The organism is Advenella sp. S44, assembly GCF_002810445.1.
In the GTDB taxonomy this organism is placed as follows: Bacteria; Pseudomonadota; Gammaproteobacteria; order Burkholderiales; family Burkholderiaceae_B; genus Advenella.
In genome coordinates, this window is sequence record NZ_NEXS01000001.1 from 132,481 (window position 1) to 147,629 (window position 15,149).

Genomic DNA, 15,149 nt, shown 5'->3' on the forward strand with positions numbered 1-15,149 from the left:
CCCTTAGTTACGAAACGGGAAGCTGAAGGCTGTTAGCAGCGCTTTGGCTTCTTCGTCTGTCTTAGCTGTGGTTGTGATACTGATATTCAGGCCCCGCAGTGCGTCGATTTTGTCGTATTCAATTTCAGGGAAAATGATTTGCTCTTTCACCCCAACGTTGTAATTACCACGACCATCGAACGCGCGACCAGAGATACCACGGAAGTCGCGTACGCGAGGCAATGCAATCGTCACCAGACGATCCAGAAACTCGTACATACGCTGACCGCGCAATGTCACCATGCAGCCGATAGGATAATTTTCACGAATTTTAAAACCGGCAATTGCCTTTTTTGTTTTCGTGACCACAGGTCTCTGACCAGAGATTTTTGTCAGGTCTGATACCGCATGCTCAATGACTTTTTTGTCAGCAACAGCCTCGGAAACGCCCATGTTCAGTGTGATCTTGGTAATGCGAGGCACTTCCATGTCACTTTTGTAACCGAACTGTTTTTTCATTTCGCCAGCAATCTTGCTGTTATATAAATCTTGCAAACGAGCCATGATTACGCCCCTTTCGCTTTCGCGCCAACGACTTCGCCGTTAGAACGGTAAATACGGACGTTGCGTCCATCGACTTCTTTGACGCCTACACGATCACCCTTGCCAGTAGCAGGATTGAACAATGCCACATTGGAAATGTGGATAGGCATTGTTTTGTCAATGATGCCGCCTGGGTTGTTGTTCATCGGATTAGGTTTTGTGTGTTTCTTGACAACGTTCACGCCTTCAACCAGTACGTAATTAGCGTCAACACGGGCCAGTACGACACCGCGGCGCTTTTTATCACGACCGGTAAGGACGATAACCTCGTCACCTTTACGAATGTTTTCCATCTATCTGCCCCTTACAGCACTTCAGGTGCCAGTGACACGATTTTCATGAAGCGCTCGGTACGCAGTTCACGCGTCACAGGCCCAAAAATACGTGTACCGATAGGTTCAAGTTTGGCGTTCAGCAGCACGGCTGCATTTCCACCAAAACGGATCAGCGAACCGTCTTTACGACGAACGCCCTTGGCGGTACGTACGACGACCGCATTATAGATTTCGCCTTTTTTGACGCGCCCGCGCGGAGCTGCATCCTTGACAGTCACTTTGATGATGTCACCGATGGCTGCGTAACGGCGCTTTGAGCCGCCCAACACCTTGATGCACATAATACGGCGCGCACCAGTGTTATCAGCCACGTCTAGCGTGCTTTGCATTTGGATCATGATTATTCCTGTTCCAACTTAGTTACATACACTGCCGGTTTCCCGGCAGCCCGTTTGCCATTTCTGGTATCTCAACCCGTTCTTTTCCAATTGACGCCCGGTTTATTAAAACCAAGGAAAATCAGTACATTAGGCAGGGCAGCAAGCACCAGATGCTATTCATATAACCAGTTTTGGTCCCGTCAGGCCGCGCCCGTTAGTATTGCGTGCGCCACCCTGGGTTGAAATCTGTTTAAATAGTTTCCCCGCTCGTAAACGAACGAAGTCCTCTAATATATCCTATCTGTACACCGGATGCAAGTAAAAAACACAGCAAAAACACCAATTACTACTTGAAAAACAACAACTTTTTTAGAAATTCAGCGCATTTTGGTGCATCCTGAACATGCGACCGGTTTTATTGACCGTTGATTTAGCGTACGCAGTAAAGAGCGCGTTGATTGACGACGGCAAGAGCGCAAAGCGTCGGACATGAAGACTGCGCAACGCCGACACATGGCGCCATGCATGTATTCTGTACAACACAAAAAAGCCTTCTGAAGTGCAAAAATAAGATACATGATACTATCTTATAAATAATGATAACAAAATGTTAAATTGACTTCGAATGGTGCTCCCCCGAAATATGATCATAGCGAAATCGGTAAAAACACGGCGGCGCGGCGCCACGCTTGAACAGGCTATTATTGAAGTGGCCTGGGACAGGCTCGTTGAACACGGCTACACCTCGTTGACCATGGAGATGGTTGCCCGCGCAGCCCACACCAGCCGCTCGGTGCTCGCACGACGCTGGAACAGTAAAGCATCGCTGGTGCTGGCGGCCATTAAATACCAGCTTTCCAAGCATCCTCCGCAAGTGCCCGATCAGGGCGATGTGCGGGCTGAGCTGCTGGAGTATCTGCAGCGCCTTGGCAGTTTTGCACCCATCTTTACAACGATCAACGCCTTGCTGTCGAACGAGATGTTTCGCAAGGCTTTTGCCACGCCGGAAGAGGTCAGGCGGGCGCTAAGCGCGGGCAGAACGGATTATTTGAGCGTGATTCTGGATCGTGCAGTGGCGCGCAACGAAATCGACCCGGACAAGTTAACGCCGCCCATCAAGACCCTTGTGCGGGATCTGCTGCGTCAGCATGTCATGATGCACCGGGCCGCGCCGCCGGAGCAGCTGCTGGTGGCCTGGGTCGATTCAATTTTTCTGCCACTGGTGCGACGCACCTCACCCTGAGGCCATTGGCCAGCGAATACTAGAACCGATAGGCAACGCCAAGGGCACCTACTGCCTGCGATTTGCGACGGACCAGCGGGCTGTCGGCTGCGTCCCCCATGAGCCGACTGACACCGGCAGCGCCAGTGATGCTCCATGTTTTGGTCAGGTCATAATTGAAGCCAACCCGCAGGGACACATCCTTGAATCCGGCCGACGGCCGGTATTTCGACAAGCCGGAGTCGGCTGCCTGCTGCGTATTGATGCCGAAGTAGCTGTTCATGTACTTAGCGTTTGCCCAGTTGACCGAGACACTGGGAATGACTCTGAAGCGTTCCGATATTGAATACGGATAAGAGACGCGTGCATTTGCGATGAGTCCTCGCTCGCTTTTGCTTATTGCCTGGGTGGCCGACACTGTGAAGATGGCTCCCCAGGCATTCGTCGATACGAAAACACGTGCACCCAACGCATGGGACAGTTTGCCGATACCCTCGGGCACGTCGCTTTTGCTATACCCCTCCATCATGTTCACCCCGGCTCCGACGGTCAATTGCGGGGACTGCCAAATAGTTAATCCCAGGCCATCGCCCGAGCGGGCAAAAAAACGCCCATACCGGGCATCCACCACGGGAAACGGCCGCAACCGATATTCATCCGCACCCTCATAACGCGGCGCAACGGCTACGCCCAGGCCAAGTGTCAGATGATCGCCGTCGGCGGCGTGAGCAGCCGCTGCTGGCAGGCTTAATAAAGCCAACAGGATTCTGGGCCGTATAGTCGGGGGTAAATAAGCTTGTACATATCCATGGGTTTGAACGGCACGCTTCATGCTGGCTCCAGGGCAATTAAAACTTGGATTTAAGGTTCGTGAAAGAATCTTAAAGACAATCCCCGGGGCTTGTCAAAGTACGTCGATGTATCTTATTTTTGAATAAAACAGATCCGTTCCCGTTGGTCGGGTTTGTAATTGAGATACAGATGCGAACAGCGCCGGCTCTCCCCACGCGATAATTGGGCCGCCAGGCACCAATACAGAAGAGGCAAACACATCGTACGGTACTAGGTGTCTGCCATGGCTTAAGTATTGGTAATTAGTACTTGTAATTTAACGTGGCCATGACGTTGCGCGACGCCCCCCATGCTCCCTGACTGTAAAAACCGACTTGCTGATAATATTTTTTGTTCAACAGGTTATTCAGGTTCAACTGCACCGACACACGATCGTTGACTTGATAGCGGGCCATCAAGTCAACCAGGGCATAGGATTGCTGGGAAACCTCTTCCTGGCCATTCGGGCCATCGGCTGTCGCATACAGTTTGCTTTGCCAGTTGACGCCGCCGCCTACGGTCAGCCCACCAAGCGCGCCGGATAGCTGATAGGTCGTAAACAATTTGAATAGTGTTCGCGGCTGGTCGGTCTGAATCGCGTTTCGCTCTGCATCATGCGCCGTCCAATGCGTCAGGCCCGCCATAATGTTCCATCCATCCAGTGGCTCGCCCGAGATCTCCAGGTCGTAGCCCCTGCTGCGCGTGCCTTTTGCAGCATAATAAGCCTGGTTAACGGTCCCGGGAACCAGGTAACCCACGTCGGTCTGGGCCAGATTGTCCTGGTTAATCTGAAACAGCGCTGCGCTTGCATTCAAGCGGCCCTGCAGAAAACTTCCCTTTACACCCACTTCATAGCTATCGCCTTCGAGCGGATCCAGCCAGCGTCCGTCCCGATCCTGATAATTCTGGGGGTTGAAAATGCTGGTATAGCTGACGTAGGCAGTCAGGTTGTCATTCAGATCATAAAGAATGCCTGCATATGGCGTAAAGGCTGACTTGCTGAATTTGTACGGAGAGTCGCCCTCTTGTTCCGTTTTCCATTCACTATAGCGACCGCCCAGGATCACCTTGAGCGAGTCGGTCAGGTTCAGGCGGGCAGCGGCGTACAGCCCGGTCTGCCAGGTGCGGCCCAGCAGCGAGACAGATTCGTCTGCCCATTGCGGCTGCGCATATGAGCCATCCCACTCAAAAAAGTTGCCTATGGGCGCGACATTGATTGGCGAGCGGCCGTAAAACAGCTCTTTTTGCCGGCTATGACTGGCTCCGAAAACAAGCTCATGCTGGCGCCCGAACAGCTCAAGGGGTCCGGACACTTTGATGTCCGCGCTCTTTTGCGTGCGATCGCCATAATAACGAGCTGGGCTGGCAGTCATTCCCAACCCGGTTTCCCTGTCAGGCCAGCCGCCGGTAAACAGCAACTTTTCATCAGATTCGTTTTTGCTGTAATTCAGTAGCGCATCCACCCGCCAGCCATTGTCGAACTCGTGCTCCAGATTCAGAAACGCGCCCTGGGTCGTGCTGGCCCATTTACTCCAGTCCGTGCCGATATTCAGTCCACGGTCCCAGTCGGTACGGCTGCCGTCTGCATACCACAGGGGGAAGCCACCCCATGCGCTTGCCTTGGGCGCGTTCTCCTGGTAGTGATAGCCCAGGCGTAACACCGTGCGGTCTGTCAGATCGGCTTCGACGGTGCCGTAAAAAATCGATTTGCGTGTGCTGTAGCGATCCAGATAGGAGTGCCCCTGCTGGTGTGCGCCCACAATTCTGCCGCGCACCCTGCCGTCTTCTGTCAAGGGTGTCTGCAAATCTGCAGAAGCCCGGTAGGTGTCATGGGAGCCGGCGCCCAGCGACAGGTCTGCCGCAAAGTCCCTGCTGCTGGCGCGTTTGCGTACGAAATTGACGGCAGCAGAAGGATTACCAGCCCCGGTCATCAAGCCCGTGGCGCCGCGCACTACCTCAATACGATCATAAATGATCGGATCAATAGCCGATTCCCCGGCCGCCCATCCGCTGCCGCCTGTCACAGCAGTCGGAATACCATCATACAAGTACGTATTGATGGAAAAACCGCGTGAATTGAAACTGTAGCGCTCGGTGTCATAATTCTGGACGGAAATACCGGGTGTACTTGCCAGCACATCTTTGACAGACTGCATGTTCTGGTCCTCAATGCGCTGGCGGGTAACCACAGTGACGGACTGCGGCGTCTCACGCAAGGACAGCGACAAACCGGTGCTGGCACGAGTGGCACGAGGCGTATATGAGCGCGTGCCTTCCGTGGTGACCTCGTCTGTTGCGGAACGGGCGGCAATGGCCTGCAGCGTCGTGACCGGCGCGGCAGGGTCGACCTTATCCGACCCGCTTGCAGCCACCTGTGCAAATGACGCGCCATGTATTGTCATGGCCAGCGTCCCCGCTACCCATGGGGTCAGACGCGACACGGTTATAGACTTATCGCACTGACGGGTAACCGGGCAACGACTCAAATGCTGGCGCATGACACTGTGTCCTTCTGGATTATTTCAAATGATTACGAGACGGCAAATTGTAATGCAAACGATTCGCATTCCATTCATTTAATTGCAACAATATTCTTCAGAAGCGGAATCTGGGGGAAAAAATGCATAAGAGTGTTGTTTTCATGATGCCGGATGCAATATCTGGCACAGGATGAGAGCCGGTGAAAAGTGTAAACCGGCGTTCCAGACGGAGATGCAAACGCGGGCAATTGTCACGTGGCAGCTTGATTTACGCAAGGACTGTTCATCAGTCCCATGAAAGGACTAACCCGATTTGACTGCTCGGCAGGTTACAGGACTGACCCGATCTCATCGCTTACGCTAATTTAAGCGGACGCAAATTCAATCTGCACGTGCATCGCCTGCCCGCAGTAGATTTACTTTACTGCGAAGGTATACATGTTCCGCGACGTGGCTTACGCCTGTGGCATCGTCATAGGCAGGAGATCCGGGCCACCTGCCCGCAGCAGATTTGCCATACTACGAAGGCGTACATGTTCAGCGATGCGGCTTACGTCTGTAGTATCGACATACGCAGGCGTTCGGCGCGTCGCCGCAGCCATTCGAGCGTGAGTAGCATGACAACGGAAAATAGAATCAGCAATGTCGCAGCGGCAGCGATGGTCGGATTCAGATTCTCACGGATCCCACTGAACATGACACGCGGCAGGGTGTACTGGTCGGGCCCCGCGATAAACAGCGTCATGACCACTTCATCGAACGACGTGCCAAAGGCGAACAGCGCCCCCGAGATCACGCCCGGTGCGATAAGGGGAAGCGTGACTTTACGGAATGCGTACAATGGCGGTGCGCCAAGACTGGCCGCCGCCCTGCCCAGATTGGTGTCGTAACCTTCGAGCGTGGCCATCACTGTGATCAGCACGAACGGCGCGCCAAGCACGGCATGCATGACAACCAGCAGGCCCAGATTGTTGGCCAGACCCAGGGGCGCAAAGAACAGATAGGCGGCCACGCCCAGAATAACGACCGGCACGACCATGGGGGAAATCAGCAGCGCCAGCAACAGCCCTTTGCCGGGAAAGCGCGCCCGATACAGCGACAACGCCGCAGCCGTTCCCAGCACCGTGGCAATCGCGGTCGCCAGCGGCGCAACAATCAGCGTATTTTTCAGTCCCAGCATCCACTCGGGCGATTGGAAGAAGTTTTCGTACCAGCGCAGGGAAAAGCCACTTAGGGGGTAGACCAGGAATGAACTGTCATTGAACGACAGCGGCACAATGACCAGCACCGGCACAATCAGAAACAATAGCACCAGCAGAGCCAGCAGCCAGTGAACCACGCGCCAGATACGTTCGGAAGGCGTAAGAATGGTCTTTTGCTGCGCCATTTACGCTACCCCCAGGCGGGTCGAGCCGCTAAGCCGGCTGTAGACCGCATACAAAATCAAGGTTGCCAGCAGCAGCATGGCAGCCAATGCCCCGGCCAGGCCCCAGTTGATGGTGCCATTGGTATAGAAGGCGATAAAGTAGCTGATCATCTGATCCTTCGGGCCGCCCAGCAGTGCCGGTGTAATGTAATACCCGATTGCCGTAATGAAGACCAGCAGGCAGCCCGCGCCAATGCCGGGCAGGGTCTGTGGAAAATACACCGCCCAGAAACTGCGCAAGGGATGACAGCCCAGGGAAACGGCGGCACGCATGTAGGTGGGCGAGATACCTTTCATCACACTGTACAAAGGCAGGATCATAAACGGAAGCATGATATGCACCATGGCAATATAGACGCCCAGCCGGTTAAATACCAATTGCATGGGCGCATCAATCAGCCCGATATGCAATAGCAGGCGATTGATCAGACCGCCATTTTGCAATAGCACGATCCAGGCCGCCGTGCGCACCAGTAAAGACGTCCAGAAGGGTAGCAACACCAGAATCATGAGCAGATTACTGCTGCGCGCGGGCAGCCTGGCGAGCAGATACGCCAGCGGGTAGGCCAGCACCAGCGCCACCAGCGTTACCACAGTTGCCATCCAGAAGGTGCGCAGGTAAATGGCCTTGAAAATGCCCTGGTTCGGCGGCGCCGCAGCAATGCTGCCGTCGGGCGCCTGTTTCAGATCCAGAGCAGTCAGCAGATAGTATGGCGTTTGCGCCCGGGCATTGTTTTTCAATATGCCCCAATAGGTCTGGTCGGACCAGCGCGGATCAATCTGGTCAAATGCTTCCTGGAAGCTGGGCGGATCAATCTTGAAGGGCAGCTTGCGGGCCGTTTTGGCAATCAGCGTACGAAACCCCGCCTGTTCGAAATTGAGGCGCTGCATCAGCGGCCCCATTGCCTGTTCGGCGCGCGCCCGGGCCAGGTCATCGGCCAGGGCACGGTACATGGCTTCGCTCACCGGCGTACCGGGTTCCCACTTGTGCAGGGTTTTAACGGTGGCGGGCAAAATAGTGACCACTTCAGGATTAGCCACGCTTTTGCCCAGGAATGACGCGATAGGCGCCACAAAGGTCAGCAGCAGAAATAGCAGCAACGGCACCACCAGCCAGAGCGCCTTGCGTGGTCCCGTCATTATTTGGCAACCCAGGCGTTATACCGCTGCTCCAGGGAAACACCATTGTCGATCCAGAAATCCACATCCAGTGCAATGGCGTTCTTCTCGTTTTCGGGTGCCGTTGGCATATCGGCCAGATATTTCTTGTCTATCAGCGGGATCGCTTTTTTATTGACGACACCGTAAGCGATATTTTCGGCATAGACTTTCTGGGTTTCGGGTTTGCTGGCAAAGGCGATGAACTTCATTGTCTCGGCTATGTTCTTACTGCCTTTGGGAATGGCCCAGTAATCCAGATCGTAAACACTTTGATCCCAGACAACTTTCAGATTTGTCCCTTCGCGGGCCGCCTGGGAAATCCTGCCGTTATAGGCCGAGGTCATGACCACGTCGCCTGATACCAGATACTGGGCTGGCTGCGCGCCCGACTCCCACCACTGGATATGGGGCTTGAGCTCATCCAGCTTGGCAAAGGCACGATCCACGCCCTCGGGCGTGGCCAGCACATTGTAAACGTCTTTAGGCGATACGCCATCGGCCATCAAGGCGATTTCCAGCGTGTATTTTGCGCCCTTGCGCAGACCGCGCTTGCCCGGGTATTTTTTGACATCCCAGAAATCGGCCCAGCTGGTGGGCGCATTGTCCTTGAGTTTGTCGCCATGATAGGCCAGCGCAACCGACCATACAAACATGCCGACGCCGCAGTCTTTGTCGGTCGCCGCCTCGATAAAATCGGCTTTGTCGCCAATGCCGCCCCAGTCAATCGGCTCGAACAATCCCTCTTCGCAGCCACGCACCAGTTCTGGGCTTTCCACTTCCACGGCATCCCAGCTCACACTGCTGGTGTCTACCATCGCCTTGATCTTGGCCTGCTCCCCGTTGTATTCGGCTGCAGTGATCTTGATGCCCGTTTCTTTTTCATAGGGTCCGTAATACGCCTTTTCCTGCGCCGTTTTATTGTCTCCGCCAAAGGAAACCAGCGTCAGGCTATCGGCCGCATGGGCACCCGCTGCGCCCAACCCCAGGCAGGTCGCTACTGCGGCGCGCAATACGACGCCCTTGATTGTTGTACTTTTCATTTGTCTCTCTCCACATTAAGGTTGTGATACCACTGTGCTGGCTCTACCGCTGAGCTTGATCTACCGCTGCCGTCTTTCGGCCTGTGTACGCTTTCTGCCGGTATCCGTCTTACCGCTGTACTTCTTATACCGGCGCCCTCATTAAACCGCCGTCCTTCGTATACTGCCGTTCTTCCTACGCCGTCCGTCTTAATCCGACTACCTCGCTAAACCGCCGGCCTTGTTCCGTCACTATCCGTGCTAAATCGCCGCCGTCACCTCTATCGGGTCCAGAAGCCGCACAAATTCGTGATTCCAGCCCAGATCGACGGTATCGCCCACCGCGATTTTCTGTTGAACCTGGGACACCGGCTGCTTCACCACAAAGTCGGGATCGCCATTGATAACCAGCCGAACACGAACATGATCGCCCAGATAAATGACTTCCCGGACCTTGCCCTGGCAACGCACATCGGTAGCGTTTTGCGCCGGATTGATCGCAATTCTTTCGGGACGAATCGATACCGATACGCGATCACCCGCTTTCATTCCCAATTGCGGCGTACCCTGGATTTGCATACCGCTGTCCAAATCAACCGTGGCCTGACGCGCGCCCGCATGCGCAATGGTGCCATGCGTACGGTTGTTTTCGCCGATGAAACCGGCAACAAATGCGGTGTCGGGCGCCTCGTATATATCCTGGGGAGAGCCGATCTGCTGGACCATACCGTCATGAAAGACGGCGACGCGGTCCGACATGGTCAGGGCCTCGTCCTGATCGTGCGTCACGTAGACAACCGTCACGCCCAGTTCGCCATGCAGCCGTTTGATCTCCAGTTGCATATGTTCGCGCAACTGTTTGTCCAGCGCTCCCAACGGTTCATCCATTAGCACCAGTTCAGGCTCGAATACCAGCGCCCGCGCCAATGCCACGCGCTGCTGCTGGCCGCCTGACAACTGCGAGGGGTATCGTTTTTCCATGCCATTGAGCTGCACCATGGCCAGTGCCTTGCTGACTTTCTGCTGCCGGGTGGCGGCATCGACCTTGCGAACCTTCAGTGGAAACGCCACATTCTCCTGTACCGTGATATGCGGAAACAGGGCGTAATTCTGAAAGACCATGCCGATATTGCGTTTGTGAGGAGGCAGGTTATCTATTTGCTCTCCGGCCAGTTCAATGGTGCCCGATGTGGGTGTCTCGAAACCGGCCAGCATCATGAGCGTGGTGGTCTTGCCTGAACCCGAGGGACCCAGCAGGGTCAGAAATTCCCCCCGCCGGATATCCAGGTTCAGATGCCGGACAACCTGGTTCTTGCCATCGTAACTCTTGCGCACGTTCTTGAAACGCACCAGAGGGTTGTTGTTATTCGCATTTGCTGCAGACATAAACCTTGCTTCTCCCAGTATCACTCATGCAACGACGGGTCGCGCCGACGACGTGCCTGCCACCAAACGGCGCAATCAAATCATTGCATCGCATGCGGCAATCACATCTGAATTATTCCAAATGTGATTGCCAGCCGTATCCCGTGAGGTTTGGACCTCCGATGAATCAGCTTCAAGACTTGAGCGACTGCTGCGTGGCGTCCAGCGCCTGCGTGACAGCATCGACCAGCGTATCCACCTGCTCTGCCGTGATAATCAACGGCGGGCAGAAGGCCAGGGTATCGCCGATATTGCGCGTGATCACGCCCAGTTCCTGCAGCTTGCGACCCACCGCAGTTCCCAGCTGCCCCGGGTTGGCCAGCGCCGTTTTCGCTGCCTTGTCCGTCACAAGTTCCACGCCTGCAATCAGCCCGACGCCCCGCACTTCGCCTACCAGCGGGTGGTCGCGCAGGCCGGCAAGCCGTTGCTGCAGATGCGCACCTGTCACAGACGCATTTTGTACAAGATTTCTTTCACGGATGATATTCACGTTTTCCTGACCTACCGCGACTGCGACCGGATGCCCGCCAGCGGTAAAGCCGTGGCCCAGCACGCCCAGCTTGTTACTTTCATCTGCAATCGGGTCGAACATGCGACTGTTAAGCAAAATGGCCGACAGCGGCTGGTAGGACGAGGAAATCTGCTTGGACAGTACCATCACATCGGGTTTGATGTCATAGGTTTCGCTGGCGAACATCTTGCCGGTGCGGCCAAAGCCGCAAATGACCTCGTCGGCCACCAGCAGCACGTCGTATTTGTTCAGCACCGCCTGGATTTTTTCCCAATAGGTTTTCGGCGGCACAATCACGCCGCCCGCGCCCATCACCGGTTCGGCAAAGAATGCCGCAATGGTGTCCGGACCTTCCTTCTGGATCAGCGCCTCAAGGTCTGCCGCCATGCGGGTGGCAAATTCATCTTCCGTTTCGCCGTCCCGGCCTTCGCGCCAGTAATGAGGGCATGTCGTATGCAATACACGCTCAATGGGCAGGTCAAAGCCTTTGTGATTGCCCGGCAAGCCGGTCAGGCTGGCCGAGGCGATCGTGACGCCATGGTAGCCCTTATGGCGGGAAATGAATTTTTTCTTGTTCGGCTGGCCCAATGCATTGGACCGATACCAGAGCAATTTCATGACCGTATCATTTGCTTCCGAACCCGAATTGGTGAAGAACACCTTGCTCATGGGTACCGGCGCAAGATCAACCAGGGTTTTGGCAAAACGAACAGCAGCTTCGTGCGTTTTGTGGGTAAACAAATGATAGAACGGCAGGGTCTGCATCTGGCGCATGGCTGCGTCCACCAGTCGCTGCTCGCTGAACCCGACCGCGACACTCCACAACCCGGCCATCGCTTCGATGTATTTTTTTCCATGTTCATCTTCCACATAAATGCCATCACCGCGCGTGATGACCAATGGCCCTTGCGATGCATGCGTAATCGCATTGGTATATGGGTGCATGTGAAACGCGATGTCGTCACTGCCCTGCTGTGAAATTGAATTGCTCATTGTGTCTCCAATATCGGTTGCGTCTGGTTCTTCGTAAGGTTGCGTCTGGTTCTTCGTTATTATCCATGCTAACTGGTTCCTTGGCGAGCGCAGGGCCAATTGTGCGGGAAATCACCGAACAATCGTGGCAGCCCCGGCCACGACGATTGCCGCGCGTGGCAACAAACCATGCCGAGCGCCAGGACAGCAGCAATAATGCAATTGCAATTGGAAATGCAATGTCCTCGTCGCGTCGTTGCAGATCCGCGAGGATAATAAGCTATGATTATCATATTGGTGGTGCAATAATACAATTGGCATCTTCCTGCGAGAGCCATTTTCCCTTAACCAAAACTCGAAGTGAAACTATCTCCCATGTCTGATTTGAACTGGTCCTTCCCCTATCCGTCCCAGAAAATGCCCGTTTTTGCCCGCAACGTTGTCAGCACATCGCAGCCGCTGGCCGCGCAGGCCGGCCTGGCCATGCTTTACCGCGGCGGCAACGCGGTTGACAGCGCGCTGGCTACGGCAATCGCGCTGACCGTGGTGGAACCGGTGATGAACGGTATTGGGGGCGACCTTTTCGTGCAGCTCTGGCATGAAGGCAAGCTTTACGGTCTGAGTGCCTGCGGGCGCTCTCCCGAAAAATGGACTTACGATGTGTTCAAGGGCCGCTCAAGCATGGACGACAAGGGCTGGGGCACAGTTACCGTGCCAACACAGGTGGCTGGCTGGCGCGCCCTGTCGGAACGATTCGGCAAGCTGCCGTTCGAGGATCTTTTTGAACCTGCTATCCGCTACGCAGAAGAAGGCTTCATGGTCTCCCCGACGATTGCCCGTATCTGGGAAGCACAGGGTAAGACCTGCAAAGATCAACCCGGTTTTGCCGAGGCCTTTATGCGCGATGGTCGTTTCCCCACAGCCGGCCAATTGTGGACATTTCCCGAGCAGGCCGCCACACTCAAAGATATTGCCCAGACACGGGGTGAAAGTTTTTATCGCGGCGCCCTTGCCGAAAAAATTGTCGCATTTTCAGATAAAACCGGCGGCTACCTGAGTGCTGCCGATATGGCCGGCGCCGCTGCCGAATGGGTCGAACCCATCAGCGCCCGTTTCCGCGATCTGACGCTACACGAGATTCCTCCCAACGGCCAGGGCATTGCTGCCCTGATGGGCGTTGGCATCCTGGATCAGTTCGACCTTGAGTCCATGGGCCTGGACAGCCCCGATTTCTATCATGTCGGTATCGAGGCCATGAAGCTGGCGTTTGCCGATCTGCACGATCATATCGCCGACCCGGAACACATGACCATGACGACAGCAGACCTGCTCTCGCCGGCCTATCTGCAAGAGCGCGCCAGGCTGATCAGCATGGAGCGGGCATCCACACCGGCTGCCGGCATGCCTGCCCGTGGCGGTACCGTGTATCTGACCTCGGCCGACCAGGACGGCACCATGGTCTCGTTTATCCAGTCCAATTATCATGGTTTCGGTTCCGGTGTTGTTGTGCCGGGCACCGGCATTGCCCTTCATAACCGTGGTTGCGGATTCAACGTTCGTGAAGGCCATGCCAACTGTGTCGGCCCGAAGAAAAAACCCATGCATACCATTATCCCGGGCTTTATTACGCGTAACGGCGAGCCGCTGATGTCTTTCGGCGTGATGGGCGGCAGCATGCAGGCACAGGGTCATGCGCAAATGGTGGCGCGCCTGGGCGCGTTCGGGCAGAACCCCCAAGCCATGAGTGACGCGCCGCGTTTCCGTGTCGAGAACGGGCCGGTTGTCAACCTGGAAGCTCATACGCCGCAGGCCGTTATCCAGACTCTGACGGCGCGCGGACACAAGGTGGACGTGGCACGTGCCGACAGCCTTGAATTCGGATCAGCACAACTGATTTATAAAGCCGAACACGGCTATTATGCGGCTTCCGATTCCCGTCGTGATGGCCAGGCCGTTGGCTTCTGAAACACCAGTCAATTGCCTGACGAACGGAGGACCTATGCCGAACCCCATTTTTTCGCTGCAGCAGGGCTCAACTCCCCTGCTTATCTCTATCCCCCATATGGGCACCCGGCTGGATCCGCAGATTGCCGCAAACTTTACGCAAGTGGCCGGTTTCGTAGACGACACCGACTGGCATCTGGATCGGCTTTACGCATTCGCCCGGGACGCGGGCGCCTCGTTCCTGACGCCCGTGTATTCGCGCTATGTGATTGATCTGAATCGCCCCCCCGACGACGAAAACCTGTATCCGGGCCAGGACACCACGGGCTTGTGCCCCGTGGATACCTTTAATAAAGAGCCCCTGTATCTGGCGGGGCGGGAACCGTCGGCACAGGAAAAGGCGCGACGCCGAAAGATATTCTGGGAACCCTACCACAGTGCGCTTGAAGCTGAGCTGCAACGCATTAAAGACAAGCATGGCTACGCCGTACTTTGGGAAGCCCATTCCATCCGCTCCCAAATCAGTCGTTTTTTCCCTGGCAGGCTGACCGACTTCAATTTTGGCACCGCCAACGACACCAGTGCTCATCCACAACTATGCACAGCGCTGGCCAGCCAAATTGAACAAGATGGGCAATTTACCGCTGCGGCCAATGGACGCTTCAAGGGCGGCTATATTACCCGCCAGTACGGCAAGCCGGCCGAACACATTCATGCCGTGCAACTGGAACTAACCCAGATCGCCTATATGCAAGAGACCCGGCCCTTTGCCTATGACCCCGACAAAGCGGACAAGGTCACACCGCTGCTGGAACAAGCCCTGGAGACAGCGCTGCAGTATGCGCGCAGGTAATGGACTTGTCCGCCGCAGCCAGCTTATGAAGCGTTTGGGCATGCTACTGATACCTGCCTCGCAGGTAA

Annotated in this window: 13 protein-coding genes; 3 read left to right on the plus strand and 10 right to left on the minus strand. The window is 55.4% G+C overall.

Annotation, left to right across the window (positions count from 1 at the left end):
* Window positions 1-3: 3 nt before the first annotated feature.
* The 3 genes from rplE to rplN are packed head-to-tail and all read right to left on the minus strand — an operon-like array spanning window position 4 to window position 1,255.
* Complete coding sequence (gene rplE / locus CAP48_RS00610; RefSeq protein WP_100694094.1) at window positions 4-543, minus strand: 50S ribosomal protein L5; 540 nt, start codon at window positions 541-543, stop codon at window positions 4-6.
* A gap of 2 nt (window positions 544-545) precedes the next feature.
* On the minus strand, window positions 546-875 hold the full coding sequence (gene rplX, locus CAP48_RS00615) for a 50S ribosomal protein L24 (RefSeq protein WP_100694095.1): 330 nt from the start codon (window positions 873-875) through the stop codon (window positions 546-548).
* An 11-nt stretch (window positions 876-886) separates the two neighbouring features.
* On the minus strand, window positions 887-1,255 hold the full coding sequence (gene rplN, locus CAP48_RS00620) for a 50S ribosomal protein L14 (protein WP_014752499.1): 369 nt from the start codon (window positions 1,253-1,255) through the stop codon (window positions 887-889).
* A 625-nt stretch (window positions 1,256-1,880) separates the two neighbouring features.
* On the opposite strand from rplN, the gene CAP48_RS00625 reads away from it, so the two are divergent.
* On the plus strand, window positions 1,881-2,480 hold the full coding sequence (locus CAP48_RS00625; protein ID WP_100694096.1) for a TetR/AcrR family transcriptional regulator: 600 nt from the start codon (window positions 1,881-1,883) through the stop codon (window positions 2,478-2,480).
* Between the two features lie 19 nt (window positions 2,481-2,499).
* On the opposite strand, the gene CAP48_RS00630 is transcribed toward CAP48_RS00625, so the two are convergent.
* From CAP48_RS00630 to CAP48_RS00660, 7 genes are all read right to left on the minus strand, one after another.
* The gene (locus CAP48_RS00630) at window positions 2,500-3,291 is read right to left on the minus strand and encodes a MipA/OmpV family protein (protein ID WP_100694097.1); all 792 of its coding nucleotides are present in this window, start codon (window positions 3,289-3,291) and stop codon (window positions 2,500-2,502) included.
* A gap of 262 nt (window positions 3,292-3,553) precedes the next feature.
* Window positions 3,554-5,788: a ferric-rhodotorulic acid/ferric-coprogen receptor FhuE gene (gene fhuE / locus CAP48_RS00635; protein WP_242444279.1), complete on the minus strand. Its 2,235-nt coding sequence runs from the start codon at window positions 5,786-5,788 to the stop codon at window positions 3,554-3,556.
* Between the two features lie 532 nt (window positions 5,789-6,320).
* The gene (locus CAP48_RS00640) at window positions 6,321-7,157 is read right to left on the minus strand and encodes an ABC transporter permease (protein ID WP_100694098.1); all 837 of its coding nucleotides are present in this window, start codon (window positions 7,155-7,157) and stop codon (window positions 6,321-6,323) included.
* Entirely contained in the window at window positions 7,158-8,336 is a 1,179-nt protein-coding gene (locus tag CAP48_RS00645; RefSeq protein WP_242444280.1) for an ABC transporter permease, read from the minus strand.
* Window positions 8,336-9,397, minus strand: a complete 1,062-nt coding sequence (locus CAP48_RS00650) for an ABC transporter substrate-binding protein (RefSeq protein WP_100694099.1) — start codon at window positions 9,395-9,397, stop codon at window positions 8,336-8,338. The genes CAP48_RS00645 and CAP48_RS00650 overlap by 1 nt, the downstream gene beginning before the upstream one ends.
* 240 nt (window positions 9,398-9,637) lie before the next feature.
* The gene (locus CAP48_RS00655) at window positions 9,638-10,762 is read right to left on the minus strand and encodes an ABC transporter ATP-binding protein (protein ID WP_100694100.1); all 1,125 of its coding nucleotides are present in this window, start codon (window positions 10,760-10,762) and stop codon (window positions 9,638-9,640) included.
* Window positions 10,763-10,934: 172 nt separating this feature from the next.
* Window positions 10,935-12,305, minus strand: coding sequence for an aspartate aminotransferase family protein (locus tag CAP48_RS00660; protein ID WP_100694101.1), 1,371 nt, complete (start codon window positions 12,303-12,305; stop codon window positions 10,935-10,937).
* A gap of 354 nt (window positions 12,306-12,659) precedes the next feature.
* Between CAP48_RS00660 and CAP48_RS00665 the strand changes: the two genes are divergently transcribed.
* Entirely contained in the window at window positions 12,660-14,249 is a 1,590-nt protein-coding gene (locus tag CAP48_RS00665; RefSeq protein ID WP_100694102.1) for a gamma-glutamyltransferase family protein, read from the plus strand.
* Window positions 14,250-14,283: 34 nt separating this feature from the next.
* Window positions 14,284-15,081, plus strand: a complete 798-nt coding sequence (gene hutG, locus CAP48_RS00670; RefSeq protein ID WP_100694103.1) for an N-formylglutamate deformylase — start codon at window positions 14,284-14,286, stop codon at window positions 15,079-15,081.
* Window positions 15,082-15,149 lie beyond the last annotated feature (68 nt).